Origin of the sequence: Cellvibrio mixtus subsp. mixtus J3-8 (genome assembly GCF_000766945.1) — a bacterium.
Classification (GTDB): domain Bacteria; phylum Pseudomonadota; class Gammaproteobacteria; order Pseudomonadales; family Cellvibrionaceae; genus Cellvibrio; species Cellvibrio mixtus_A.
This window is the reverse complement of the sequence record NZ_KN266208.1, coordinates 551,426-574,546: the sequence shown is the minus strand read 5'-3', so window position 1 is coordinate 574,546 and position 23,121 is coordinate 551,426. Positions and strand designations below refer to the sequence as shown.

At 47.8% G+C, this 23,121-nt stretch carries 20 protein-coding genes and 1 tRNA gene; 20 read left to right on the top strand and 1 reads right to left on the bottom strand.

The window, feature by feature from the left end:
* Positions 1-5 precede the first annotated feature (5 nt).
* The 12 genes from bioD to pnp all read left to right on the top strand — a co-directional run bounded on the left by bioD (position 6) and on the right by pnp (position 12,592).
* Positions 6-704, top strand: coding sequence for a dethiobiotin synthase (gene bioD, locus A596_RS12965; RefSeq protein ID WP_039915300.1), 699 nt, complete (start codon positions 6-8; stop codon positions 702-704).
* The gene (locus A596_RS12960; protein WP_235425717.1) at positions 701-1,378 is read left to right on the top strand and encodes a DUF2459 domain-containing protein; all 678 of its coding nucleotides are present in this window, start codon (positions 701-703) and stop codon (positions 1,376-1,378) included. Before bioD ends, A596_RS12960 begins: the two co-directional genes overlap by 4 nt.
* A gap of 193 nt (positions 1,379-1,571) precedes the next feature.
* Complete coding sequence (locus A596_RS12955) at positions 1,572-1,829, top strand: hypothetical protein (protein ID WP_039915298.1); 258 nt, start codon at positions 1,572-1,574, stop codon at positions 1,827-1,829.
* 20 nt (positions 1,830-1,849) lie between these two features.
* Positions 1,850-2,761, top strand: coding sequence for a putative metalloprotease CJM1_0395 family protein (locus tag A596_RS12950; protein ID WP_039915296.1), 912 nt, complete (start codon positions 1,850-1,852; stop codon positions 2,759-2,761).
* 149 nt (positions 2,762-2,910) lie between these two features.
* Positions 2,911-2,987 (top strand) — tRNA-Met (locus A596_RS12945).
* Positions 2,988-3,293: 306 nt separating this feature from the next.
* On the top strand, positions 3,294-3,791 hold the full coding sequence (gene rimP / locus A596_RS12940; RefSeq protein ID WP_039915294.1) for a ribosome maturation factor RimP: 498 nt from the start codon (positions 3,294-3,296) through the stop codon (positions 3,789-3,791).
* A gap of 125 nt (positions 3,792-3,916) precedes the next feature.
* On the top strand, positions 3,917-5,398 hold the full coding sequence (gene nusA, locus A596_RS12935; RefSeq protein ID WP_039915293.1) for a transcription termination factor NusA: 1,482 nt from the start codon (positions 3,917-3,919) through the stop codon (positions 5,396-5,398).
* A gap of 54 nt (positions 5,399-5,452) precedes the next feature.
* Positions 5,453-8,257 carry a translation initiation factor IF-2 gene (gene infB, locus A596_RS12930; protein WP_039915290.1) on the top strand — a complete coding sequence of 935 codons (2,805 nt, stop codon included), beginning with the start codon at positions 5,453-5,455 and terminating at the stop codon, positions 8,255-8,257.
* A gap of 73 nt (positions 8,258-8,330) precedes the next feature.
* Positions 8,331-8,750, top strand: a complete 420-nt coding sequence (gene rbfA / locus A596_RS12925) for a 30S ribosome-binding factor RbfA (protein WP_039915288.1) — start codon at positions 8,331-8,333, stop codon at positions 8,748-8,750.
* Positions 8,750-9,739: a tRNA pseudouridine(55) synthase TruB gene (gene truB, locus A596_RS12920; RefSeq protein ID WP_039915287.1), complete on the top strand. Its 990-nt coding sequence runs from the start codon at positions 8,750-8,752 to the stop codon at positions 9,737-9,739. The genes rbfA and truB overlap by 1 nt, the downstream gene beginning before the upstream one ends.
* A 149-nt stretch (positions 9,740-9,888) precedes the next feature.
* Positions 9,889-10,158, top strand: a complete 270-nt coding sequence (rpsO, locus tag A596_RS12915; protein WP_039915285.1) for a 30S ribosomal protein S15 — start codon at positions 9,889-9,891, stop codon at positions 10,156-10,158.
* A gap of 298 nt (positions 10,159-10,456) precedes the next feature.
* Entirely contained in the window at positions 10,457-12,592 is a 2,136-nt protein-coding gene (gene pnp, locus A596_RS12910) for a polyribonucleotide nucleotidyltransferase (RefSeq protein ID WP_039915283.1), read from the top strand.
* Between the two features lie 155 nt (positions 12,593-12,747).
* Here the strand turns inward: pnp and A596_RS22140 are convergent, their stop codons facing one another.
* Positions 12,748-14,025: a CAP domain-containing protein gene (locus tag A596_RS22140; RefSeq protein WP_052417479.1), complete on the bottom strand. Its 1,278-nt coding sequence runs from the start codon at positions 14,023-14,025 to the stop codon at positions 12,748-12,750.
* 346 nt (positions 14,026-14,371) lie between these two features.
* Here A596_RS22140 and A596_RS12900 point away from each other — a divergent pair, with 346 nt between their 5' ends.
* The 8 genes from A596_RS12900 to A596_RS12865 all read left to right on the top strand — a co-directional run bounded on the left by A596_RS12900 (position 14,372) and on the right by A596_RS12865 (position 23,111).
* On the top strand, positions 14,372-15,250 hold the full coding sequence (locus A596_RS12900; protein WP_039915282.1) for a TraB/GumN family protein: 879 nt from the start codon (positions 14,372-14,374) through the stop codon (positions 15,248-15,250).
* A gap of 71 nt (positions 15,251-15,321) precedes the next feature.
* The gene (locus A596_RS12895) at positions 15,322-16,197 is read left to right on the top strand and encodes an ABC transporter ATP-binding protein (protein WP_039915280.1); all 876 of its coding nucleotides are present in this window, start codon (positions 15,322-15,324) and stop codon (positions 16,195-16,197) included.
* Between the two features lie 80 nt (positions 16,198-16,277).
* The gene (locus A596_RS12890; RefSeq protein WP_235425716.1) at positions 16,278-17,672 is read left to right on the top strand and encodes a hypothetical protein; all 1,395 of its coding nucleotides are present in this window, start codon (positions 16,278-16,280) and stop codon (positions 17,670-17,672) included.
* Positions 17,669-19,069 (top strand): hypothetical protein, encoded by a 1,401-nt coding sequence (locus A596_RS12885; RefSeq protein ID WP_039915275.1) that lies wholly within the window; start codon positions 17,669-17,671, stop codon positions 19,067-19,069. Before A596_RS12890 ends, A596_RS12885 begins: the two co-directional genes overlap by 4 nt.
* Before the next feature lie 72 nt (positions 19,070-19,141).
* On the top strand, positions 19,142-19,516 hold the full coding sequence (locus tag A596_RS12880) for a GntR family transcriptional regulator (RefSeq protein ID WP_039915274.1): 375 nt from the start codon (positions 19,142-19,144) through the stop codon (positions 19,514-19,516).
* 31 nt (positions 19,517-19,547) lie between these two features.
* Positions 19,548-21,089 carry an alpha/beta hydrolase gene (locus A596_RS12875; RefSeq protein ID WP_152600172.1) on the top strand — a complete coding sequence of 514 codons (1,542 nt, stop codon included), beginning with the start codon at positions 19,548-19,550 and terminating at the stop codon, positions 21,087-21,089.
* Positions 21,086-21,934, top strand: coding sequence for an ABC transporter ATP-binding protein (locus tag A596_RS12870; protein WP_052417478.1), 849 nt, complete (start codon positions 21,086-21,088; stop codon positions 21,932-21,934). The genes A596_RS12875 and A596_RS12870 overlap by 4 nt, the downstream gene beginning before the upstream one ends.
* Positions 21,927-23,111 (top strand): ABC transporter permease, encoded by a 1,185-nt coding sequence (locus A596_RS12865; protein WP_039915273.1) that lies wholly within the window; start codon positions 21,927-21,929, stop codon positions 23,109-23,111. Before A596_RS12870 ends, A596_RS12865 begins: the two co-directional genes overlap by 8 nt.
* Positions 23,112-23,121 lie beyond the last annotated feature (10 nt).

Sequence of the window (23,121 nt, the reverse complement as noted above, 5' to 3'; positions counted from 1 at the left end):
TTGCTATGAGCAGAAAACAATTTTTTGTAACCGGCACGGATACCAATGTTGGCAAAACCCTGGTAGCTGCCGGGCTGTTATTGGTAGCAAAAAAACAGGGAGTGCGCACTGCTGCGTTAAAGCCGGTTGCCGCTGGTTGCGAAAAAACGTGTGCAGGCTTACGCAATGATGATGCTCTGCTTTTGCAGTCAGTGATGACTGAATCCCTTGCGTATGAGCAAATTAATCCTATTGCATTGCAATCTGCAATTGCGCCACATATCGCCGCCGCGCAGGAAAAGCGTGTGCTCTCGGCGGATCGTATCGCCGGTTTTTGCCGCGGAAGTTTGCAACAAGCGGAGTTCACATTAATCGAAGGTGCGGGTGGTTGGCGAGTACCGTTAAATCCGCGCGAAACCATGGCGGATCTTGCAATGATTTTGCAGTTGCCAGTGTTATTGGTTGTGGGGGTGCGTTTGGGATGCATCAATCATGCATTATTAACTGCAGAGGCAATTCGCAATGACGGTTTGCAACTGGCGGGATGGGTTGCGAATTGTGTGGATGCTGATATGCCGGTGCTGCAAGAAAATATTGAAAGCCTTGCAGCACGTATTCCTGCGCCATGCATGGGTGTTGTGCCCAGGCTGGATTTACCGGATCCAGAGCAAGTCGCGGCAATGATTGATGAGCAGGTGTTTGTCAGGGCACTTTTGCAATCATGATCATCGGTTGGTTGCGATTGGCGGGTTGTATATTTTTTGCGGCATTGGCTGGCTGCTCGTCCTTGCCGGATAAAACAAAAATTCCCACAGCGAATACATCGCAACAAATTTATTTTATTTACCGGGAGTGGCATACCAGTATTTTATTGCCTGCGAATATGGTGCGCTCACACAGTAAGGTCATAGGACATGAAGCAGCCGGCCAGCAATTTGTTCGTATTGGCTGGGGCGACGGCGATTACTTTACCGGTAAAAGCAAAAGCTTTGGTACAGCAACCAGGGCATTGTTTATTTCCCGATATTCGGCATTGCAAGTGCTTACCTATACGCAGGCGCCTTTCAATGAAATTCCCGCTGAAACCCGTGTGCCAATAGCGATTACGGACAAAGGTTTGCGGCAGCTCATTCGCTATATAGATAATTCTTTTGTGCGCGATGACAAAGGGCAATTGATCCCATTGCCAGCTTACGGCGAAGGGGTTGGGCATTTTTACCTGGCGGAAGGTGAATATGGCCTGTTTAGCAATTGCAATACCTGGAGTAGTCGCGCCTTGCAAGCTGCTGGATTGCCGGTTCGTAGCCGCTTGCAACTAACGGCACAAAGTGTTTTTGAGCAGGCAAGGGCAATTTCAGACTATCAGATTTCCCAGGGGCGCATACCCGCTTCGCAATAATCCTCCGGTTATATGTTTTCCTTTTTTAAATCTAACTTGTCTTAGAAATCCGGCCCCAGGCGGCAAGTTCGCCTGTTTTTTGTGCTTTTGACGGCGTAAACTGTTATCAGTATTGGGGAATTGTTTATTCTGCTCGTGCGTTTGATGATTCCCTCTCCGGTTTGCCCATTGAATATGAAAAGGGGGTGACATAATGGATGTAGGTTCAGTTGTTAACCAAGGCTTGATTGGCATGCAAAAAAGCCAGGTTTCGATGGCGCAGTCTGCCCAGCAGATTGCCCAGGCAGGCACTACCCAGCGAGCGGATTCTCCGCAGGCTTCGTCCCAATCCCAGGATTTGGCGGAGTCATTGGTGAATCTCCGTGCGCAAAGCCAGGTATTCGATAGTTCGGCGCGGGTAGTGAAATCGGCGGATGAAACTATCGGTACTTTGCTTGATATCAAGGCTTAGCCTTTGTCGAGGTGATTTGAGTGATTAACGCCATTCCCTCCAACTATGCCAACACCATCGCGCCTTACGCGCCGATGGGGCGGTCAGCTGTGGGTCAGGAAAGCACCGAACTCAAATCTTCCACATTCAAGCCGACTGAACAGTTGGCTGATTCGGTGCGCTCCCAAAATCGTCGCTTGCCGGATGAGCGCCCGAATGATGAGGTTGAGCAGGATCGGCAAGCGACATTGACGCAAGAGCGCCGGGCTAACGGTGGTCGCACTGAAGAGGAATTAAAGTTAGAGCAAGAACAAATTCAAGAGCTCGCTGCGCGGGACCGTGAAGTGCGGTCCCACGAGCAAGCGCATGCGGCGGCGGCCGGTCAGTACGGTAGCAGCCCTACTTATAGCTTTGTGCGTGGCCCTGACGGGGTGAGTTATGCCGTTGGCGGATCTGTTGATGTGGATACCAGCCCGATTCCGGGAGACCCTGAAGCAACCCTCCGCAAAGCACAATTACTGCGGCGTGCAGCTAATGCACCGGCAGAGCCTTCTTCACAAGATGGTCGCGTGGCTGCCCAGGCAGCAGCAATGGAGATTGATGCGCGAGCAGAATTGCGCGCCAAAGAGGCTGCTGAAGCGGAAGAGCGAGACGCTGCGATTCGTGGTGAAGATACCCGGGCAAGCGCAGACAATGAAAGTGTTGCTTTTACTGTGAGCGCAGAAGAGGCGCGCCAGCAACGCGAAGAAGAAATTCGCGAGCAGGAAGAGCAGTTGTTGCGCGAACAGGAACAATTTGAAAGTGAGCAGCGTTTGCTGGATCAGCGTCAGGCTCGTGCAGAATTATTTAATGAATCCACGAAACGTAATATTGATATCAATCGTCGCCTGATTGAGATTGGCGTGTTTGCTGACAATAACGCAGTTGGCAGTTTCCTGAATAAAACCGTTTAATGGTTTTGTCATAAGAGCTCAATAATATGCTTCCTGTGTAAGTGGAATTATCTATTTGATGATTCAGGGAAATTTATGCTTGACCAGTGTGTATTGCCTCCCTATAATGCGCGACCTCACTTGAGCAGTTAGCAAGTTTGAGTTTCAGTCGCGGGGTGGAGCAGCTTGGTAGCTCGTCGGGCTCATAACCCGAAGGTCGTTGGTTCAAATCCAGCCCCCGCAACCAAAATTCTTTGCCTCTTGTGCATTTTTAATGTGGCAAGAGCAGGTAGAGATAAAGGGAATTCCCGGTTCTCGCCAGACAGCTGTGGTGAACCTGCATTAATACGATGCGGGTTCAGGTCGAGAAGCCCCTTTATGGGGCTTTTTTGTATTCGCTGTTCAGGGTTTCGGCCCACGCCACGCAGGCCTGTGTGGTGAATGTAGTATTCGTTTAAATGGGCCTTGTGCCCATTTTTGTTTTTTAGGTCTCTGATTTTGTAAGAATTACGAGGCTGCAGCCGTTTTTATTGATTAAGGTCCCGGATAAAGCATGGCTTCCAAGCAAGAAATTCTGGAGCAACTGGTTGAGCCAGTGGCGACGTCCCTGGGGTGCGAACTCTGGGGGCTGGAGTATTTAACCCAGGGGCGTTACACCACCGTGCGCATTTATATTGATGGGCCTGATGGTGCGTCATTGGAAGATTGCGAGCGGGTGAGTCGCCAGGTGAGCGCGGTCTTCGATGTGGAAGATCCTATTGACGGAGAATACACCCTTGAGGTGTCGTCCCCCGGATTGGATCGTCCTCTCTATAAAGAATCTCATTATGCGCGCTTTATCGGGGAAACCATTAGCGCGCGTCTACGCATTGCGCGCGATGGCCGCCGTCGCTTTAAAGGTGTTATCACCAAGGTAGAAAACGGTGAAGTCTTTGTGCAGGTTGATAATCAGGAAATCCAATTGCCTATCGATGTAATCGATAAGGCAAATGTTGAACCGCGTTACGATGAAATCTTGCGGCAACATAATTTGCACAACGAAAAAAACTAGTTTTTAAATCACACGCTGTAGTGAGCGAAAATTAAATTCGCAGACCCGCAGTATCGCAATGGAAAATTACTAACCCGGTGTGTTGATTTTCAACGCCGGCTAGAGGAGTTAACAGAGGCAAACCAATGAACAAAGAAATTTTGCTGGTCGCTGATGCGGTATCTAATGAAAAAGGCGTTGATAAAGAATTAATTTTCCAAGCGATTGAAACTGCACTCGCTACCGCCACCAAAAAACGCTTCGATGAAGACTCTGCTGTTGAAGTAAAAATTAATCGTATTAACGGCGATTACGAAACCTGGCGTAGTTGGGATGTCGTTGCCGATGATGTTATGGCTGAATTGGGTACTCAACTGTATCTGGATGAAGCACGCGAGAAAGACTCATCGTTAAAAGTGGGCGATGTTTATCGCGAAAAAATTGAAAATGCGGATTTTGGCCGTATCGCTGCGCAAACTGCCAAACAGGTTATCGTACAAAAAGTACGTGAAGCCGAGCGCGCGCAAATGGTTGATGAATACCGCGATCGCATGGGTGAATTGATTAGCGGTACGGTTAAAAAAGTAACGCGTGACAGCATTATTGTTGACCTTGGCAATAATGCCGAAGGTGTGTTGCCGCGCGATCAATTAATTGGTCGCGAAATTTTCCGTATGGGCGATCGCATCCGTACCTTATTGTTGGAAGTGCGCAGTGAAGCGCGCGGCCCGCAATTGTTGTTGAGCCGTTCCAATCCAAAGATGTTGGTAGAACTATTCAAAATTGAAGTGCCGGAAATTGCGGAAGAAATTATTGAAATTAAAGGCGCTGCGCGCGATCCGGGGCTGCGTGCAAAAATCGCGGTAAAAACTAACGATGGTCGTATTGATCCGGTTGGTGCTTGCGTTGGTATGCGCGGTTCGCGTGTACAAGCGGTATCCAATGAACTGGGGGGTGAGCGTGTTGATATTGTGTTGTGGGACGATAACCCGGCGCAATTTGTTATCAACGCTATGTCCCCTGCTGAAATTGAATCCATTGTGGTTGATGAAGATGCCGCGTCAATGGATCTTGCCGTAAATGAAGAAAACCTTGCGATGGCAATTGGCCGTGGCGGCCAGAATGTGCGTCTTGCTTGTGAGCTGACGGGTTGGAATATTAACGTGATGAGTGTTGCTGATTGGCAATCCAAGCAACAAGCGGAATCCGGTAGCTACATCAATATGTTTATGAGTGCACTCGATGTTGATGAAGATATCGCCGGTGTATTAGTGGAAGAAGGTTTCACCACGCTTGAGGAGGTGGCTTACGTTCCGCTCGAAGAAATGCTGGCGATTGATGGTTTTGATGAAGACATCGCCGAAGAGTTGCGCGCGCGTGCGAAAGACGCCTTGTTGACCCAGGCATTAGCTTCAGAAGAGCGTATTGAAGGCGTAGCACCAGCAGAAGATTTATTAACAATGGATGGTATGGATGAAGCACTGGCGGCCGAGCTCGCGCGCCGTGGCATAGTGACCATGGAAGATTTGGCAGAACAATCCATTGATGAGCTGGTGGATATTAAAGGTGTTGATGCGACTCGTGCAGCCGCACTGATTATGAAAGCGCGTGAGCCCTGGTTTGCCTAAGTGTGAGCCATCGAGCGAAACCTAGGCAACGAACAGAATCCCTGAGGAAAAACAATGGCAGAAGTAACTGTTAATGAACTCGCCAAATCGATAGGTGCGCCGGTTGAGCGTTTGCTCAAGCAAATGCAGGAAGCCGGTTTGCAGCACAAAAACGCCGAGGCGAAAGTGTCTGATGATGAGAAGCAGCGTTTGCTGGCCTTCCTGAAAAACAGCCACGGTGAGGCTGTGTTGGAACCCAAAAAGATTACGTTACAGCGTAAAACTACTACTACCATCAAAACCGGTACGGGTAATGCTAAGAAAACCGTGAATGTTGAAGTGCGCAAAAAGCGTACTTACATCAAACGCGAGGATGAAGTGGCTGAATCCGCTGTTGTTGAACAGCATGAACAGGAAGATGAGCAAGTTGTCGAGTTGGTGGCACCCGAGCCGGTAGCCGCCCCGGTAGAGCCTGCCTCGGAGCCTGTAGTGGTGGAGCCGGAGCCTGTGGTTGTAGCTGAGCCGGAGCCGGTGGTTGTTGAGCAACCCGAACCTGCGCCAGAAGAGCCAGCCGCTCCCGAAGTTCCTTCCCATCGCATCTCGTTTACAGATGGTATTGAAGAAAAACGTCGTGCTGCCATTGAGCGTCGCCAGGCTGAAGAAGCTGCGCGCCAGGCTGAGCTGAAAGCACGCGATGAAGCCAAGCGTGCTGCTGAAGAAGCGCGCCGTCAGCCGCGCAACGACAAGCCTGCTGAGAAGCCTGCGGCCCAACAACCTGCTAGCAAGGGTGCCAAGCCGGATGCGCGCCCGCCAGCTAAAGGCAAACCTGCTGTGGCTGTTGTTGCACCACCCGCAGAGAAAGAAGATACCCGCCATGGCCACGGTCATAAAAAACATCACAATCGCAATGAGGATGATGATGAAGAAAGTGGTGATCGCGGTGGCAAGCGTGGCGCTGGTAAAGCCGTTAAGAAAGGCGCTGCTGGCCCGAAAAAAGCCGCCAAGATTGATTTGCTTGATTTTGTTGCGGAAGACGGTGAAGACAGCGATGTATTAGCGCGTCGCAGCCACATTCGTGCTCACCACAAGAAAACCAACAAACACGCCTTTAAGAAACCAACGAGCCAAATCGTGCATGAAGTTGATGTTCCGGAAACTATCGCTGTTACCGAGCTGGCGCAGCGCCTCACTATCAAAGTGAATGAGTTGATCAAGCGCTTGATGAAAATGGGCGTGATGGCTTCCATGAACGAGTCTATCGATCAGGATACTGCAGTATTGATCGTGGAAGAGCTGGGCCATAAAGCTAACCTTGTAAGCGAGAACGACATTGAACACGCGTTGGAGCGTTCTCTTGAAACCGAAGGTGAGTTGACCACCCGTGCGCCAGTGGTAACCGTCATGGGCCACGTTGACCATGGTAAAACCTCTCTGCTCGATTACATCCGTGAAGCCAAAGTGGCTGCGGGTGAAGCGGGCGGTATTACCCAGCATATCGGCGCTTATCGTGTGTCGACATCTCGTGGTGAAATCACCTTCCTGGACACCCCCGGCCACGCCGCGTTTACTGCGATGCGTGCTCGCGGTGCCAAGGCGACCGACGTAGTAATTCTGGTTGTGGCTGCCGACGATGGTGTAATGCCGCAAACGGAAGAAGCGATTCTCCATGCTCGCGCTGCAAATGTGCCGATCGTAGTAGCGATCAACAAGTGTGATAAGCCATCTGCGGACCCGGATCGCGTAACCAACGAACTGGTTGTTAAAGGGGTTATCCCTGAAAACTACGGTGGCGATACCCAGTTTATCCAGGTATCTGCTCACACCGGTCAAGGCATTGATGAGCTTTTGGAAGCTATCTCCTTGCAAGCTGAAGTATTGGAACTGACCGCAGTGACCAATGCGGCAGCGAAAGGTGTGGTGATTGAATCGCGTGTTGATAAGGGCCGCGGTACTGTTGCGACCGTTCTGGTACAGCAAGGTACTTTGAAGCAGGGTGATTTGCTGCTTGCAGGCCAAAGCTACGGCCGCGTGCGTGCCATGTCGAACGAGCGCGGCGAGCAAGTGAAAGAAGCTGGCCCATCTACACCAGTGGAAATCCTTGGTCTGGATACTCCACCTAGCGCAGGCGATGATTTTGTAGTGTTGGACGACGAGCGTAAAGCCCGTGAAGTTGCAGCATTCCGTGCCGAGAAAGAACGTAAAGAAAAACTTGCGCGTTTCCAGGCGGCCAAGCTGGAGAATATGTTCTCCAACATGGAAGCTGGCCAGAAGAAGACACTTACTGTTGTTGTTAAAGCGGATGTGCGTGGCTCGCTTGAGGCGATCCAGGCTTCATTGGCCGATATCGGCAACGATGAAGTACAAGTGAATGTAATTTCTTCCGGTATCGGTGGAATCACTGAAAACGATGTGAACCTGGCGATTACCTCCGGCGCGATCATCGTTGGTTTCAACGTACGTGCCGATGGTGCAACCCGTCGTTTGGCTGAATCTGAAGGCGTTGATATTCGCTACTACAGCATCATTTACCAATTGCTGGACGAAGTGAAAGCTGCATTAAGCGGCATGCTGGATCCGGAGCGCGTAGAAACCATCGTTGGTATTGCCAACGTGCGCGAAGTGTTCAACTCGCCCAAGTTTGGTCAGGTTGCCGGTTGTATGGTGGTTGAAGGTACTGTGTACCGCAACAAACCAATCCGTGTTCTGCGTGACAACGTGGTGATATTCACTGGCGAACTGGAGTCCCTGCGTCGCTTTAAAGACGACGTTGCTGAAGTTCGCAACGGCTTTGAGTGCGGCATCGGCGTGAAGAACTACGACGTGAAGGTCGGCGACCAGATCGAAGTTTACGAAGTGAAAGAGGTCGCACGCCAGCTCTAAGCCGGTCGTGTCACCTGTGCCCCACCCCTGTCATGGGGGTGGGGTTTTGTATTTTTAAAGAGGTTAATGGCTAATGCCAAGAGAATTTACCCGTTCAGACCGGGTTTCCGATGCGATCCAGCGTTTGTTGGCGCAAGTTATTCCCGCTGAAATTCGCGATCCGCGCATCGGCATGGTTAACATTAATGATGTAACCGTCACCCGCGATATGGCTTTTGCCAAGGTGTATATCACCTTTGTTGGCGTGGATGATGAAAAGCAAAGCCTTGAGGCCGCTTCAATCCTTAATAAAGCGAGCGGTTTTTTGCGTACTTTTTTGGCGAAAGAGTTGAGCATGCGTACTGTGCCCAAGCTGCAATTTATTTATGACAAAACCTCTGTGAAAGGTCAGGCATTGTCATCGCTGATTGATCGCGCTATTGCTGAAGATCGTTTGCATCCGCAAGATGAGGATGCGGAAGCTGATGATGATTCCAAGGGTGAGCAACACTGATGGCGCGTAGAAAAGGCCGTCCTGTTGATGGTGTATTACTGTTGAATAAACCTGCAGGCATGACCTCAAACCATGCCTTGCAACGTGCAAAACGGTTGTTCTTTGTCGAAAAAGCCGGTCACACCGGTGCGCTTGATCCCCTGGCGACAGGTGTGCTGCCGCTTTGTTTTGGTGAAGCCACCAAGTTCTCCCAATTTTTACTTGATGCTGATAAGGGCTACCGTACCTGCATTCAATTGGGCATTGCGACCGATACCTGCGATGCGGATGGCGAAATTATTGCGCAGGTTTCTGCGGCATCAATTACCCGTGCTCAGGTAGAAGCTGCGCTTGAGCCGTTACTGGGTGATATTTTGCAAGTGCCGCCTATGTATTCAGCACTTAAACTCAATGGCCAGCCGCTCTATAAAATGGCGCGCCAGGGGGTTGAAGTGGAGCGCGAGCCGCGCCCGGTGACCATCCATAAAATCGATATTCTCGCGTTTCGCCCGGGTGAAAAAGCGGAAGTTGAACTGGATATCCTGTGTAGCAAAGGCACCTATATCCGTTCCATTGCTGTAGATCTTGGCAATGCATTGGGATGTGGTGCCCATGTGAAAACCTTGCATCGCTCATTGGCCGGGGTGTTTGATGAAAATCAATGCATCAGCCTGGATGAGCTACAAGCTGAATTTGAGCAAAAGCAGGCGGAGCAGGGCGATGATGTAGCCTATACTGCTCTGGATCGCCACCTGCTGGGTGCCGATGCACCGGTAGCCAGCTTGCCTAAAGTGGATCTGGCTGCCAACAGCGCATATTACTTTCGCCTGGGTAACCCGGTGATGCATCCGCAGATCTACCGGATCGCCCCGCAAGCTGCTATTGTGCGCGTCTTTTGTGCAGAAACCGATCAATCGCCCCGCGTATTTCTGGGGCTGGGCGAAATTACCGACGATGGTCGTGTTGCCCCGAAACGAATTATTGCCAATCGCTCGGCTAACGAAGCTTGATTGGCGCAAGCTTTACCTCACCGAGTGATCGGCAGGGTAAAAAGGCCGCGTTGAAATCCCCTTTAGTGGCGATAATCAGCGCAACAACCCACCTGTAAATATGCACGGGCGGGCTGTAAATTTTCGGCATATTAATTGAGGAAAATATCATGGCACTGAGTGCTTCTGAAAAAGCTGCAATCGTTAAAGAGTATCAACAAGCGGAAGGCGACACTGGTTCGCCAGAAGTTCAGGTAGCGCTGTTGACTATCAACATCAACAAGCTGCAAGGCCACTTCGCTGACCACAAGGCTGACCATCACTCACGTCGCGGTTTGATCCGCATGGTTAACTCCCGTCGTAAGTTGCTGGACTACCTGAAAGGTAAAGACTCTTCACGCTACGTTGCTCTGATCCAAAAACTGGGTCTGCGTCGCTAAGTGTGTACTGTGCCCGCCAACTGGCGGGCACTTTTATTTCCAGCCAAAAAAAGGCGGGTGTTAAAACCGGAAATAAAAATTGAGCGACTGAAATTTTTTAGCAAGATTTTTTAATGGAGCTTGCGGTAGTGAGAGTATGTAAAACATTACCGTGCTGACAGGATGTATTTACCGCATTGATGATTGATCCAAATTTGTTGTATATAAATTCAAAGCTGTAAATGAAATGTATGAAGAAGGCGCGTTCATGTAATGAAAAGCCGAACGCAATTTAAATTGAAAAAGAAAGGATAAAAGAGTGAATCCGATTATTAAGAAATTCCAATACGGCGAACAAACCGTAACCCTCGAAACTGGCCGCATTGCCCGTCAGGCAACCGGTGCAGTATTGGCAACTATGGGTGAAGTATCTGTACTTTGTACTGTTGTTGGTGCAAAAGAAGCAAAAGCAGGCCAGGACTTCTTTCCATTGTCTGTGCATTACCAGGAAAAAGCTTACGCTGCTGGCCGTATCCCGGGCGGCTACTTCAAGCGTGAAGGCCGTCCGTCAGAAAAAGAAACGTTAACGTCGCGTTTGATTGACCGTCCAATCCGTCCATTATTCCCCGAAGGTTTTTTCAACGAAGTACAAGTGATTTGTACTGTTGTGTCTACCGATAAAAAACAAGATCCCGATATCATTTCCATGATCGGTACTTCCGCTGCGCTGGCGATTTCCGGTATTCCATTTAACGGTCCGATTGGCGGCGCGCGCGTTGGTTACACGCAAGAAGCAGGTTATATCCTCAACCCAAGTTACAAGCAACTCGAAACGTCCGAGTTGGACATGGTGGTTGCCGGTACTAAAGACGCAGTATTGATGGTTGAATCCGAAGCGAAAGAATTGCCGGAAGATATCATGCTCGGTGCTGTTTTGTTTGCTCACCAGGAATTGCAAGCTGTTGTACAAGCCTGTGCTGAACTTGCTCGCGATGCAGGCAAACCGCGTTGGGAATGGCAGGCACCTGCAGTAAATCAACCATTGAAAGATGCTATTGCCAGTAGCTTTGGTGATTCAATCGGCATGGCTTATCGCATCACTGATAAAGCCAAGCGTTATGATCGCCTGGACGAATTACGCAGCCAGGCTGTTGCCGAGTTGGTAACAGAAACCTCAGGTTTTACTGCTGACGAAGTAAAAGGCGAATTTGGTAACTACGAATATCGTTTAGTGCGTTCACGTATTGTTGCCAACGAACCACGTATCGATGGCCGTGACAACAAAACTGTGCGTCCAATTTCTGTAGAAGTGGGTGTATTACCAAAAGCACACGGTTCTGCATTATTTACTCGCGGTGAAACACAAGCGTTGGTTGTTGCCACTCTGGGCAACGCGCGCGATGTACAAATTATCGATTTCCTCGAAGGCGAGAAAAAAGAAGCCTTCATGTTGCACTATAACTTCCCTCCATTCTCTGTTGGTGAATGTGGCCGTATGGGTGCAACCGGTCGTCGCGAAATCGGTCACGGCCGCTTGGCAAAACGCGGTGTGCAATCTGTCCTGCCAACACAGGAAGATTTCCCGTACACCCTGCGTGTTGTGAGTGAGATTACAGAATCCAACGGCTCAAGCTCCATGGCTTCCGTGTGTGGTTCTTCATTGGCATTGATGGATGCCGGTGTTCCGTTGAAAGCGCCAGTGGCCGGTATCGCAATGGGCTTGGTAAAAGAAGCGGAAGGTTTTGCGGTTCTTACCGACATCCTCGGCGATGAAGATCACCTCGGCGATATGGACTTTAAAGTAGCGGGTACTACTGCCGGTGTTACTGCGCTGCAAATGGATATCAAAATCGAAGGCATCACCGAAGAGATTATGGAAATCGCACTGGAGCAGGCTCTGGCTGCGCGTTTGCACATTCTCGCCGAGATGAACAAAGTGCTTGCCAAATCGCGTACTGCGGTGAGCGAAAATGCACCTCGTTTTGAAACTATCAAAATTCATCCGGACAAAATCCGCGACATCATCGGTAAAGGTGGCGCAACTATTCGTTCCATTACTGAAGAGACTCAATCTTCAATCGACATTGATGATGACGGCACTGTAAAAATTTACGCGGATAACAACGAAGCCCTGCAAGCGGCAATTCTGCGCGTGCAAGGTATTGTTGCTGAAGCGGAAATCGGTGCGATCTACGAAGGTACTGTAGTGCGTATCGTAGACTTCGGTGCATTCGTTAACTTCCTGCCGGGCAAAGATGGCCTGGTGCACATCTCTCAAATCGCTGAAGAGCGTGTGAATAGCGTGAGTGATTATTTGAAAGAAGGTCAGGTTGTTAAAGTGAAATGCCTGGACGTAGACCAGCGCGGCCGCATCAAGCTTTCTATTAAAGAAGCGGTAGCGGAAGAGTCTGGTGCTGCACCGGCAACTCCTGCTGCGGAACCTGCTGAAGAATAATTTTTCACGGCTTCCGTAACAAAAACGCCCGCATTTGCGGGCGTTTTTGTTGAACCTTCTAAAAGGAATTAAATGAATGAAAATAACAATCCCGGATAGGGCTCCTCCCATATTGCAAGCATCGAGATAATGCTGGTGAAGTGATATTTGCCAGGTTATTTCCAACTAACCACATCAATCGCATTACCGCTTTTAATTAAATCAACCTTCACATTTCCGCCGTTAACCTGGACGTTATATATCGTATCAAATTGCAAGCTGTCGGCTGATATCACCAGTTCATAATTGCCATTGCTAACGGGAATACTGTAGGCGCCGGTTGAATATGCGCTATAGGCCTTGCCATTAACGCGTACTGTGGCTCCGGAAATACCTTCTCCTGGATTATAAAATTCATTGCCATTAAGGTCGTTGTAAATCACGCCGGTAATAAAATAATTGCTACCGGTACTCGCAAAATTTTGTGTAAGCATTGACGATAAATAATTGGTGCCATTGTTAAAAAAGTATCCTTGCTTTTGGCCTACACCTAGCTCGCGGAAATTGGTGCTTAGAATATTTTGGCGATGCCCCGGTGATTTAAAAAGCCCTTCGTGGTGCCTGGCTGCATATTCAGTTAAATCGATACCGGATGCTGTTGTTCCTGCTTGCGCGATATTTTCGCCATTCGCCCACTGGCCCGTAAATACATATCCAGCTGCTGCCATACGATCTCCCGGCGTGCTGTTGTTTGCACCGGTGTGGGAAAAAGTATCTACATCCAACATCCATTGCGAATGCGTACGCGCAGAATCCGTTAATAATAAATTGGGTGCGAGTGGAGATTTTCTAGCGGCTGAAATAGTGGAGCCACTGATTCCATCATTTAAACCTATACCGTATCGCGCCGCTTCAGCGGCCGGATCAAAACGGGCTCGATTAACTAACTCAAGAACATATACTTCTTGTGCGGTCGGCTGCGTGCTTAAATCTACTGAGGTGGGTGTGGTAATTAACTCAATACTTTGCGGACTTTCTTGATTGTCATTTATCGCTGTGACAACAAAATAATAGGTTTCGCCATTTTGCAAATTAGCAATGACGTAAGGTGATGAGACATTTTTAACCCAAGTCCCATTTTTAAATGCGCTGATGTTGCTGGCAATGATATTGGCCTGGGTTGCGTAATAAATGTGATATCCACTGGCATTAGCGACAGGGCTCCAACTGAGTGTTGCGGAAGCATTTCCCGGAATAACCTTAACGTTTTGTGGTTGCGCCAATTGTGTTGTGGAAGAGCTATTCGTGCTGGTTATAGAACTGGTTACTGCGCTAGATAATATTGAATTTGATGATTGGAAGGGGGTTGGTGAGCCGCCACCAGAGCTGCCACCACAGGAGGCTATTATTAGTGTTAATACGATTATCAGGGGCATGCGCCAGATATGCGACATGATAAGTACCTCCGCATCATTGGGTAAGGCTGAATAACAACCGCAAGTATTGGCAAGAAAGTCTACCAATTTGACTCCCTTCAGATGACGATCATTAGCACATTTCAGATCGATAACACTCTCGTGTTAGACAGGCGCAAAAGATGAGTGTGCGCCTATATAAATAGAAACTATCAGCACGCTATTTAATGGATTGGAATCATTCAACGGTTGTTATAGGTCAGGGGCTATCCAGGAGAACCAATGTGTATTAGTATATTAATACACATTGGGTGGTTGGAATGAATCCAAAGTAGCCAATGCTGATTTATATAAAAACCAATTTTACACATAAAGGGATATCACTATGTCGCATCCTGGCCGTCTGATAATTGCGGTTATATTGTTATGTTCCGCATCGGTATTTGCCGAAACCAGTCTTTATGAAGTTTCCAAAGGTGGCCAGAAAATTTATCTTGGCGGCACCATCCATGTTTTGCGCAATAGTGATTATCCACTCCCTGCGGAATTTGAGCAGGCGTATGAAAAATCACAGGTTCTGGTATTGGAAACTGATCCAAAAAAATCCAACTCACCGGAATTCGGGCAACAATTTGCGCAAACGTTTATGTACAGCGGCGGAAAAAACCTGGCGCAGGACCTGCAACCAGAACTTTGGCAAGAGTTGCAATCCTATGCCGCTAAAAACCAATTTCCGCTCGACCAAATGAGCACGTTCAAAGCGATGTTTGTCAGCCTCACTATTTCAATTGCTGAGATGCAAAAACGCGGTTATGGACTGGGGCAAGGTGTGGATATGTATTTTTTCCAAAAAGCTAATCTCCACCAAAAGCCGATCCAGGAATTGGAATCGATAGGTGATGTTTTACAGCATATGAAAGCGCTCACTGACCTGGATGCGAACCAGGTGATTTCATCGGCGTTGCGCGACGTAAAAAAAATGGATAAAGCCTTAAACGTAGCACTGAAATATTGGCGCGTGGGTGAATTGGAAAAGTTGGATAAAGAATTGGCTACTGATATGCGCAAGGAAACACCGGAGGTTTATCAGCGGTTACTAGTCGATCGCAATCAGGAGTGGCTACCCAAAATTGAAACATTGATCACCACGAAAGAAACTGAATTAGTGTTAGTGGGCGCACTGCACTTATCGGGCGACCAGGGTTTACTTGCGCGGCTAAAAGCACGTGGCTATCACATTAAGCCATATCAATTAACAAAATAATTTTTTCTCGTATCATTCCAGGGCACTGTCATTCGCTGTGCTCGCAGTATGTCTTTATCCAGGGAATTTTTATGCAAACTTTTATTTCACTGAATGGCTTGCAGCGCAAGCTGGGTGGCGTAAGTATTTTAAATGGCATTACTGCAGTGGTAACTCCCGGTCAGGTAATTGCACTGCTCGGTAAAAATGGTGCAGGTAAAACTACTTTGCTGGAAACCATGTTGGGGTTTGGTTTTCCCTCGGCGGGTGAAGCAAAATTGTGGAATATCAACGCAACCAATATTGATAGCGATATAAAACAGCGCCTGGGTTTTGTTCCTCAACAAGATGAATTGCTGGCAGGCTTAAATGGTCGCGACCATCTGGAGTTGTTTAAATCCTTTCGCAAAAACTGGAACCAGGCGTTGGCTGATCGTTTAATTGCGGAATGGTTAATTCCGATGGATGTTAGTGTCGGCAAAATGTCGATTGGCCAGCGGCAAAAATTATCCATTCTGTTGGCAATGGCCCACGAACCGGCATTATTAATTCTGGACGAGCCGGTAGCGAGTCTCGATCCTATTGCCCGCCGTCAGTTTTTGCAGCAGCTCATTGAAATTGCCGCTGATGAAAATCGGGCCGTTATTTTTTCCACGCATATCGTCAGCGACGTGGAGCGCGTTGCCAATCAAGTGTGGATGCTGCGCGATGGTTCGTTAGCTTATCAAGGTGGGCTCGATGAGCTTAAGGAATCTTTCGTTCGTGTTACGCTCAGTTTTAGCCAACCGGTTAGTCTAAAAATTAATTGGCCAAATTTAATCAGGCAAAAAAATAGCGGTCACCAAACCCAACTTACGTTTGATCATTGGAAAGAGGAGATGGTGCAGCAGCTCGAGCAGGAATTTGATGCGCAGGTTCAGGTGGAATATTTGGGGTTAGAAGATATTTTTCTGGAACTGAATCAATGAGTAAAGTCCTGCATGGATCGGAGCATCTGTGTGTTAACCGATTTATTTGGCGATTGAAAAAAATAAATCTGGTGCACGAGGTGTTATTAAAATTTTTTAAGGACATTCTGTTAGGGGCTGAGTCAATGAGTGGATTTGGTGTATATGCCAGCAAGGGCAGGGTATTGTTCAGATTGTTATTCCCGTCAACCATTCTGCGTTGCATTGTGTTAGCGCTGTTAGTGATTGCATGTGCGGCATCTGCAATAACAGCGAATGCCAGATCAGAACTGGCAGCAATTATAGCGGTGATTACATTTATCAATCTGGCATTGCTTTGTGCATTAACAATTCCAATGCAGATGGTCGCTCTGGCCTCTAGCCGCACCACTATTTTTCTGGGAAATGCGCGTAACTTATTATTGGTTTTTTTATTGATGTTCAGCCTTGGTACTAGCCTGATGATGTGCTGGTTGTGGGATTTGTCCACATTAAATCGCTATTCCCCACTAATGTTGCTGGGTGTCTGGCTGACAACTTCTTTGTTTTTACAAGCCAGTGTGTGGTTCTCTTATCGCTGGTCGGGAGCTCATCTGTTCCTGCTGGTATTTTATTTAATCCTGGATGATGTGGTTTCCCTGCTTGAATTATGGAATCCTTTACTATTGGCAAGTGTGTTGCTGTTAAGTTGGATGGCGTTTGCGTATTGGTGGATCAATTGGATGCCGGAAAAATATAAAGTAAATATATTTTTTATCGGCTTGGCGGCGCACCAAAAAATATCATTAACACAGCGCGGCAATTCCTGGTTTCATACGGGTACTGCGCACAGCTGGTTAGGTTCTCGCTTGCTAGGCGCTGCCGATGGTTGGGGTGTCCGTGGTCGGCGTATGCTCTCGGTTCTTATCTTTACTCCTTTGGGGTTTATTCCCGCCTTTTTGATTATGGATGATGCACAGTTTAAAGGTCTGGTGCATACGATATTGTTAATTTCAAGTGCGACGGTTGCGCTTGGCGTGTTGGCAAATCAAGCGTTTAATCTCCGTCGCATATGGTTGTATAGCGCGGGTGACCGGAGCGAATTTTATTCGTTGTTGCAAAAAAAATTCTGGCTGGATGTGGTGCCGTTTACGCTCTTTTTCAGTGCGGTGGCATTCAATTTGGATTGGCTCTGGGAGGCGCAGCGCGGCGCTGAATCCTGGCTTTATTTCTTGGTTTCGGTTTTCCTCCTGCAATCGCTCGCCTTTCACGTTTATTGGTGGGTTTATCAGCGTACCTCCGCCAGTCTTTTCTGGTGCAATCTGGTGTGTTTCGGAATGGTGCTATGTTGGCTGTTCATGTCTTTTGCCACTGGCTTTTTAGCAACATTACCTTTTGGTTGGCAGAACGTTTCTCCCTTATGGATTGTGGTACCAGAGTTAATCTTGCTGGTATTTCTTCAAGAGCGGGTACGTTCGGGTTTTTGTCGGGTGAATTTTGCGGGAGGCAGTAGATGAATAATTTGCCGCTTAATAATCAAGGCCCCCGATTGCTAGTGTTATCGCTGCTAGCTGGTTTTCGCTATGCGTTACTTTTTTTTAAATTGCTTTTCCCGCTCAGGATTTTGCGCTGGACGGTGGTTTTAATTGTTGTCCTCTGGGGAACTGGTTGGATACTGGAGCAATTGTATGCATGGGATTTTTTGATTGTGCTCGCTATTGCGATCACAGTGTTAATGACTTTTATTTTTTTGACGCTAATACCGAATCAGTTCATTGCTTTAGCGAGTAGTCGCCCTGTGGGTTTATTAGGCAATACTCGCCATACATTACTTATTTGTTTGTTGGTACTTGCCTCATTGATTAATGGCGTACTGTATGGGGTGTTGAGTTTTAGCCAGGAATTAAGTGCTATCCAATCCTTGCCTTTGGTGATTTGGCTGCTGGTATCACTATTGCTCCAGTTGTGTGTTTTGGTCTGTAGTCGTTGGCCAAATGGGCAGGGGGTTATTTTCATATTGGCTTGGGTGTGGTTGCAGTTTGGTTACTGGCTGGCAATGCAAAATCCTTTGTTGCTGTTATTGGGTTGGTTGGCGAGCTGGTTTTTATTTTCGCGTTGGTGGTTGGTGTGGCAGCCAAAAAAATACCTGCCCAACTCAATGGTTGCGGTTATTAATGATGCGCAACAGCTTGCCGTTGCAAAACAAGCAGGCTTTCTTTTCCGCTCCGGCAAGGCGGACACCTGGTTAGGTTCACGATTTTTCGGTGCTCCTGACGGTTGGCATTCTCGCCGGCAAAGGCTGCTGGTTGCGAGCGCCTTTTTTTTGGTTGCACCCATTCCAGCACATTTGTTGATGGGGGAGAAAGATTTTGCTGCTTTCATGCAGTACGCGCTGATTTTATTTGTGATGTTTATGGCGGCTACAGTCGCACACGGAATGGCAATTAATTTTGCGCTTAATCTGCGCAATGTTTGGCTTTGTTGTCCGGGCGGGCGCCAGCATTTATTAAGTGTTGCATGGAAACTTTATGCGCGCGAAATAGGTATCTGGACGCTAGTCAATATTAGCCTCGCATTAGCGATTGAATTCATTTGGGGGCAATGGCACGGGGTTGAAATTTGGCTGTATGCAGTGGTGTTTATTCTGCTAATTAATGCCGTCAGTTTTTTTCTGGTGTTGTGGATTTACCAGCGAACCCAAGGCAGCTTGCCGTGGTGCAATTGGGTTTGCGGGTTTACCGTATTGCTCTGGATGGTCTTGTTTATTGCAACCGGGCTTTTATTTCCACTGCCGTTTAATTGGGCGGGGATCACAGCCGCCTGGATCTGGCTTCCACCATTAATGTTGTTAGTACTGCTTTATTCGTCTGTGCGTGCGGACTTTTCCCGCATGGATTTAGTGAGGATGGTGTAATGGGTAGCACACAACAACAGTATTGGCATGTTGCGAGTGTGTTCAGTCTTCGCTTCATCAACGGAGCCGCGAATGTTCACCCTTAATCCCAATTCAGGCATACCTATTTATCGGCAATTAGCTGAGCAAATTCGCCGGATGGTTGCAGGAGGGCAATTGCAAGCGGGTGACGAATTACCTTCCGTGCGTGAGCTTGCGCTTGAGCATGCGGTTAATCCAATGACTATTTCAAAAGCGTACAGTTTGCTAGAGGTTGAAGGTTTATTAATTCGCCAGCGCGGCAAACCTATGCAAATTGCCCAACAAAAAAAATCGCAACTGTCTGAACAGGCGCGTTTACTCCACCTGCAACCTCATCTGGAGCAGTTGGTAGTGGCAGCGCGCCAATTGGAAATTACCGATGAACAATTGCTGGAGAATTTGCGCAAATTATTAGGCAATCGCTAATTGGTCGAAAAAATTATTAAGGATTTGAGCAATGAAAAAAAGCTTATCAATTATTAGTTGCCTGTTCGCGCTGGCGGGATGTGGCGAACAACGAGAAACAGTTGCGACACCGCAATCTTTTTTGCAGGCTTGCCCGGGATTTGTAGAGACGGGTAAGCCGCCACTTGTTTCTGGTGCGCAGTGTGGACGTTTAACCGTAAAAGAAGACAGTGCCGATCCGGCGAGCAAAGATATCGATATTGAAATCCTGCGCTTACCTGCTATTAGTCCCGCTGCCCAACAAGATCCTTTATTTTTAGTTCAGGGCGGGCCGGGCGGGTCATCAATTGAAATGGCCAGTTTTATTCATGGCTTTTTTGCTGATGTACGCAAAAACCGCGATTTAATTTTTGTGGACCAACGCGGTACCGGGAAATCCAATCCATTGCGCTGTGAACAGCTAAGTGGTACAGATTTGCAATTGCCGGAATCTGTCCAAATGGAAAAATATTTACAATTTATGGTGCAGTGTGCGGAGAAATATAAAGCAAGTTTGCCTTTTTACACAACGCTGCATGCCGTGCAGGATCTGGATGCTGTACGCGTAGCTTTAGGATATAAAACGATAAACCTGTGGGGTGTTTCCTACGGTACCCGCGTTGCACTTGAATATGCCAAGCGTTATCCGCAATCCACGCGCAGTATTATTCTTGATGGTCTTGCTCCCAAAGAAATTGCATTGTCAAAATTTTCAGCGCGGGATTCGTTGGCAGCGTTAACCTCCGTTAACCATGAATGCCAGATCCAGCCGGAATGTGAAAGTGCGTTTGGCAATATTTTACAAAAGACGGAAAATATTTATGCCCGTTTACAGTTGTTGGATCAACGTGGTGTTCCGTTGGTGGTTCATTATGAGCATCCGGTTTATCAGCAGCAGGAGCAACTCACCTTAACCGCTAAAAATTTTTCCATGCTCATATTTAATGCGCTGTATTCACGCGATTTAACTGTGTTGCTGCCCCAGGCTATTAGCGAAGCAGAGCAGGAAAATTATCGTTTGTTAGCGGCTCTATTTTCATTGGCCATGGAGCAATCGCAAAAGATGAATATTGCAGATGCGATGCATTTCAGTGTGTTATGTAATGAAGATTGGCATTTTATTTCTGCTACCGACGTGGAGACTACGCCACCATTTTTTGGTTTGAATGCAATTAAAGACCGCGATACCGTTTGCGGTTTCTGGCCCAAGGCAAGTTTGCCGGAAGATTATTGGCAGCCCGTTCACAGCGAAGTGCCTGCACTGTTGTTATCGGGAAAACATGATCCGGTGACCCCGGGCGTTTGGGCAGAACAGGTTGCCAAAGGGCTGCCCAATTCAGTTCGTTTAATGGCCGCTGGTGGAAATCACGGCGTTTCATATGAGGGATGTGTGCCGCAAATTATCGCCCAGTTTATTGAGCGCGGTTCAATGAAGGATGTAAAAACAGAGTGTGTTACCAATATCAAACCCTTGCCATTGGTGTTGGGTGCGAACCGGAAAAAGTCATCGTCATCTGTTGCAAGTAGTGCCGCAGCTGAAGGAGTTGAGCCATGATTCGTGTTGAGCAACTGAGTAAGGTTTTTGCGGCAAGGCAAACCAAAAAAGTACAACTACCTTTTGCGTCCAAAACGAATGATAGTAGCGATATTGTGGCATTGAATAATGTCAGTTTTACATTAAATGATGGCGAGATTACCGGCTTGTTAGGTTTGAATGGTGCGGGTAAATCTACACTGATGCGATTGATTTACGGATTATTGCAGCCCACTTCCGGTGAAGTCTGGGTTGATAATTTTTCAGTGAGCCAACATGCCAACCAGGCCCGCCAGCAATTAGGCGTCCTGCCCGATGATACCGGTCTGTATAAACGGTTAACGGCGCGCGAAAATATTCGTTATTTTGGCGAGTTGCAAGGCTTGGCTGGTGTTGCGCTGGAGCAAAGTATTGAGCAACTTATTCGCTGGTTAGGAATGGAATCTATTGCAGATCGTCGTGCCGAAGGTTTTTCATTAGGAGAGCGAATGAAAACAGCATTGGCGCGTTCTATTGTGCATCAACCTCGCCATGTTTTACTGGATGAACCAACGAATGGCTTGGATGTAATTACAACGCGCGCGGTACGTCGTTTGCTGCATGAATTAAAATCCGATGGGCGTTGCGTTATTTTTTCCAGTCATTTGATGCATGAAGTCAGCGGTTTGTGTGATCGTATTATTGTGATTGCCCATGGGGAGATTTTAGTGGATGGCAATTTGGCGGCAATTAACGATGCAGGGCAGGCAAACAACCTGGAAGATGCCTTTGTGAATCTGGTGACGCAAGCGATGAGCAGACAGGAGCCACCCCATGAATACAAGAAGGCGTTAGCCAATGGACAAAAGGGAGTAAGCCATGAATAAACTTATGGTGGTTTTTGCTAAAGAATGGCGCGATGCCTGGCGCGATAAAAAAAGCCTGCGCATGATGTTATTAATGCCGGTATATTTTGTGACAGTATTTGTTGCTTCATCTTTATTTGCAATTCACATGAGCAACCAATCGCGCGCGACTAATGCTGAGCCGATTAAATTATCCGTCGTCGGCGCTGATGAATTGCCATCGCTAATTGATTGGTTGCAGGAACGTGGATTAAAGGTTGAACCAGTGGGTGATGATGCTTATCAACGAGTTGAGCAAGCCAAACTGGATTATGCATTAATTATCCCTAAAGACGCGGCAGAAAAATTTGCCACCGGTGAGAGTATTGAGCTGGCACTGGTGTTTGATGTGACCAATAACAAATTGCATGGCAGTTTGAATTTTGTGCGGCAACAAATCTGGAGCTGGAACGCGCGTATGGGCGCTTTGCGATTGCTGTCACGCGGTATAGCGCCGGCCATTGTAAATCCGGTTGTGATTCGCGATTTGAATATCGCCAGTGATGAGAAAATGGGTTTCTTTGTCATGATGGGCTTGCCTTTGATACTGATCTTGACGGCTTTTATGAGCGGTGCTGGTTTTGCCGCGGATATGGTGGCAGGTGAGCGGGAGCGGCGTTCATTGGAATCGCTATTGATTACGCCGGTTAAATCCTCGGTCTTTATTGCGGGCAAGTGGCTGAATACATTTTTATTGACCTTGTTGGTATTGGTAGTGGAAATTATTCTATTGGCAGTCGCTTTTGCGTATGTGCCTTTTAATGACTTGGGATTGCGCGTGAATGTTACCCTGCTGGATTGGGTCGCTATCTTTTTGGTACTGGTATCAGTCGCATTTATGGCAACGGGTCTGCAATTTTTGATTTCAATATTTGCGCGCAGTTTTAAGGATGCCCAGACTTATATGGGGTTGATGATCTTTATCCCTATGGTGCCGCTGTTTTACACCATGTTTAATTCTGGTGCCTATGCTGACTGGTTTCGGTGGGTGCCCATACTGGGGCATCAAGTATTAATTAAAGATTTATTATTGGGAGGGGATGTATATTTTTTGCAATTTGCGCAGATTTGGTTTGTTTCGTTACTATCAGGTATAGGCGTGTTGTGGTTAACTGCGCAACAATTGCGTAAGCCTTCAATTGTTTACAACGCAGGTTAGGCGCAGGTCA

What these genes read in the sequence shown, in the direction of transcription:
- rimP (WP_039915294.1), top strand. Translation starts at nt 3,294, where the DNA reads ATGGCTTCCAAGCAAGAAATTCTGGAGCAACTGGTTGAGCCAGTGGCG.
- A596_RS12880 (WP_039915274.1), top strand. Translation starts at nt 19,142, where the DNA reads ATGTTCACCCTTAATCCCAATTCAGGCATACCTATTTATCGGCAATTA.
- A596_RS12875 (WP_152600172.1), top strand. Translation starts at nt 19,548, where the DNA reads ATGAAAAAAAGCTTATCAATTATTAGTTGCCTGTTCGCGCTGGCGGGA.
- A596_RS12865 (WP_039915273.1), top strand. Translation starts at nt 21,927, where the DNA reads ATGAATAAACTTATGGTGGTTTTTGCTAAAGAATGGCGCGATGCCTGG.
- rbfA (WP_039915288.1), top strand. Translation starts at nt 8,331, where the DNA reads ATGCCAAGAGAATTTACCCGTTCAGACCGGGTTTCCGATGCGATCCAG.
- infB (WP_039915290.1), top strand. Translation starts at nt 5,453, where the DNA reads ATGGCAGAAGTAACTGTTAATGAACTCGCCAAATCGATAGGTGCGCCG.
- rpsO (WP_039915285.1), top strand. Translation starts at nt 9,889, where the DNA reads ATGGCACTGAGTGCTTCTGAAAAAGCTGCAATCGTTAAAGAGTATCAA.
- truB (WP_039915287.1), top strand. Translation starts at nt 8,750, where the DNA reads ATGGCGCGTAGAAAAGGCCGTCCTGTTGATGGTGTATTACTGTTGAAT.
- A596_RS12870 (WP_052417478.1), top strand. Translation starts at nt 21,086, where the DNA reads ATGATTCGTGTTGAGCAACTGAGTAAGGTTTTTGCGGCAAGGCAAACC.
- nusA (WP_039915293.1), top strand. Translation starts at nt 3,917, where the DNA reads ATGAACAAAGAAATTTTGCTGGTCGCTGATGCGGTATCTAATGAAAAA.
- A596_RS12960 (WP_235425717.1), top strand. Translation starts at nt 701, where the DNA reads ATGATCATCGGTTGGTTGCGATTGGCGGGTTGTATATTTTTTGCGGCA.
- A596_RS12895 (WP_039915280.1), top strand. Translation starts at nt 15,322, where the DNA reads ATGCAAACTTTTATTTCACTGAATGGCTTGCAGCGCAAGCTGGGTGGC.
- A596_RS12955 (WP_039915298.1), top strand. Translation starts at nt 1,572, where the DNA reads ATGGATGTAGGTTCAGTTGTTAACCAAGGCTTGATTGGCATGCAAAAA.
- A596_RS22140 (WP_052417479.1), bottom strand. Translation starts at nt 14,025, where the DNA reads ATGTCGCATATCTGGCGCATGCCCCTGATAATCGTATTAACACTAATA.
- A596_RS12900 (WP_039915282.1), top strand. Translation starts at nt 14,372, where the DNA reads ATGTCGCATCCTGGCCGTCTGATAATTGCGGTTATATTGTTATGTTCC.
- A596_RS12885 (WP_039915275.1), top strand. Translation starts at nt 17,669, where the DNA reads ATGAATAATTTGCCGCTTAATAATCAAGGCCCCCGATTGCTAGTGTTA.
- bioD (WP_039915300.1), top strand. Translation starts at nt 6, where the DNA reads ATGAGCAGAAAACAATTTTTTGTAACCGGCACGGATACCAATGTTGGC.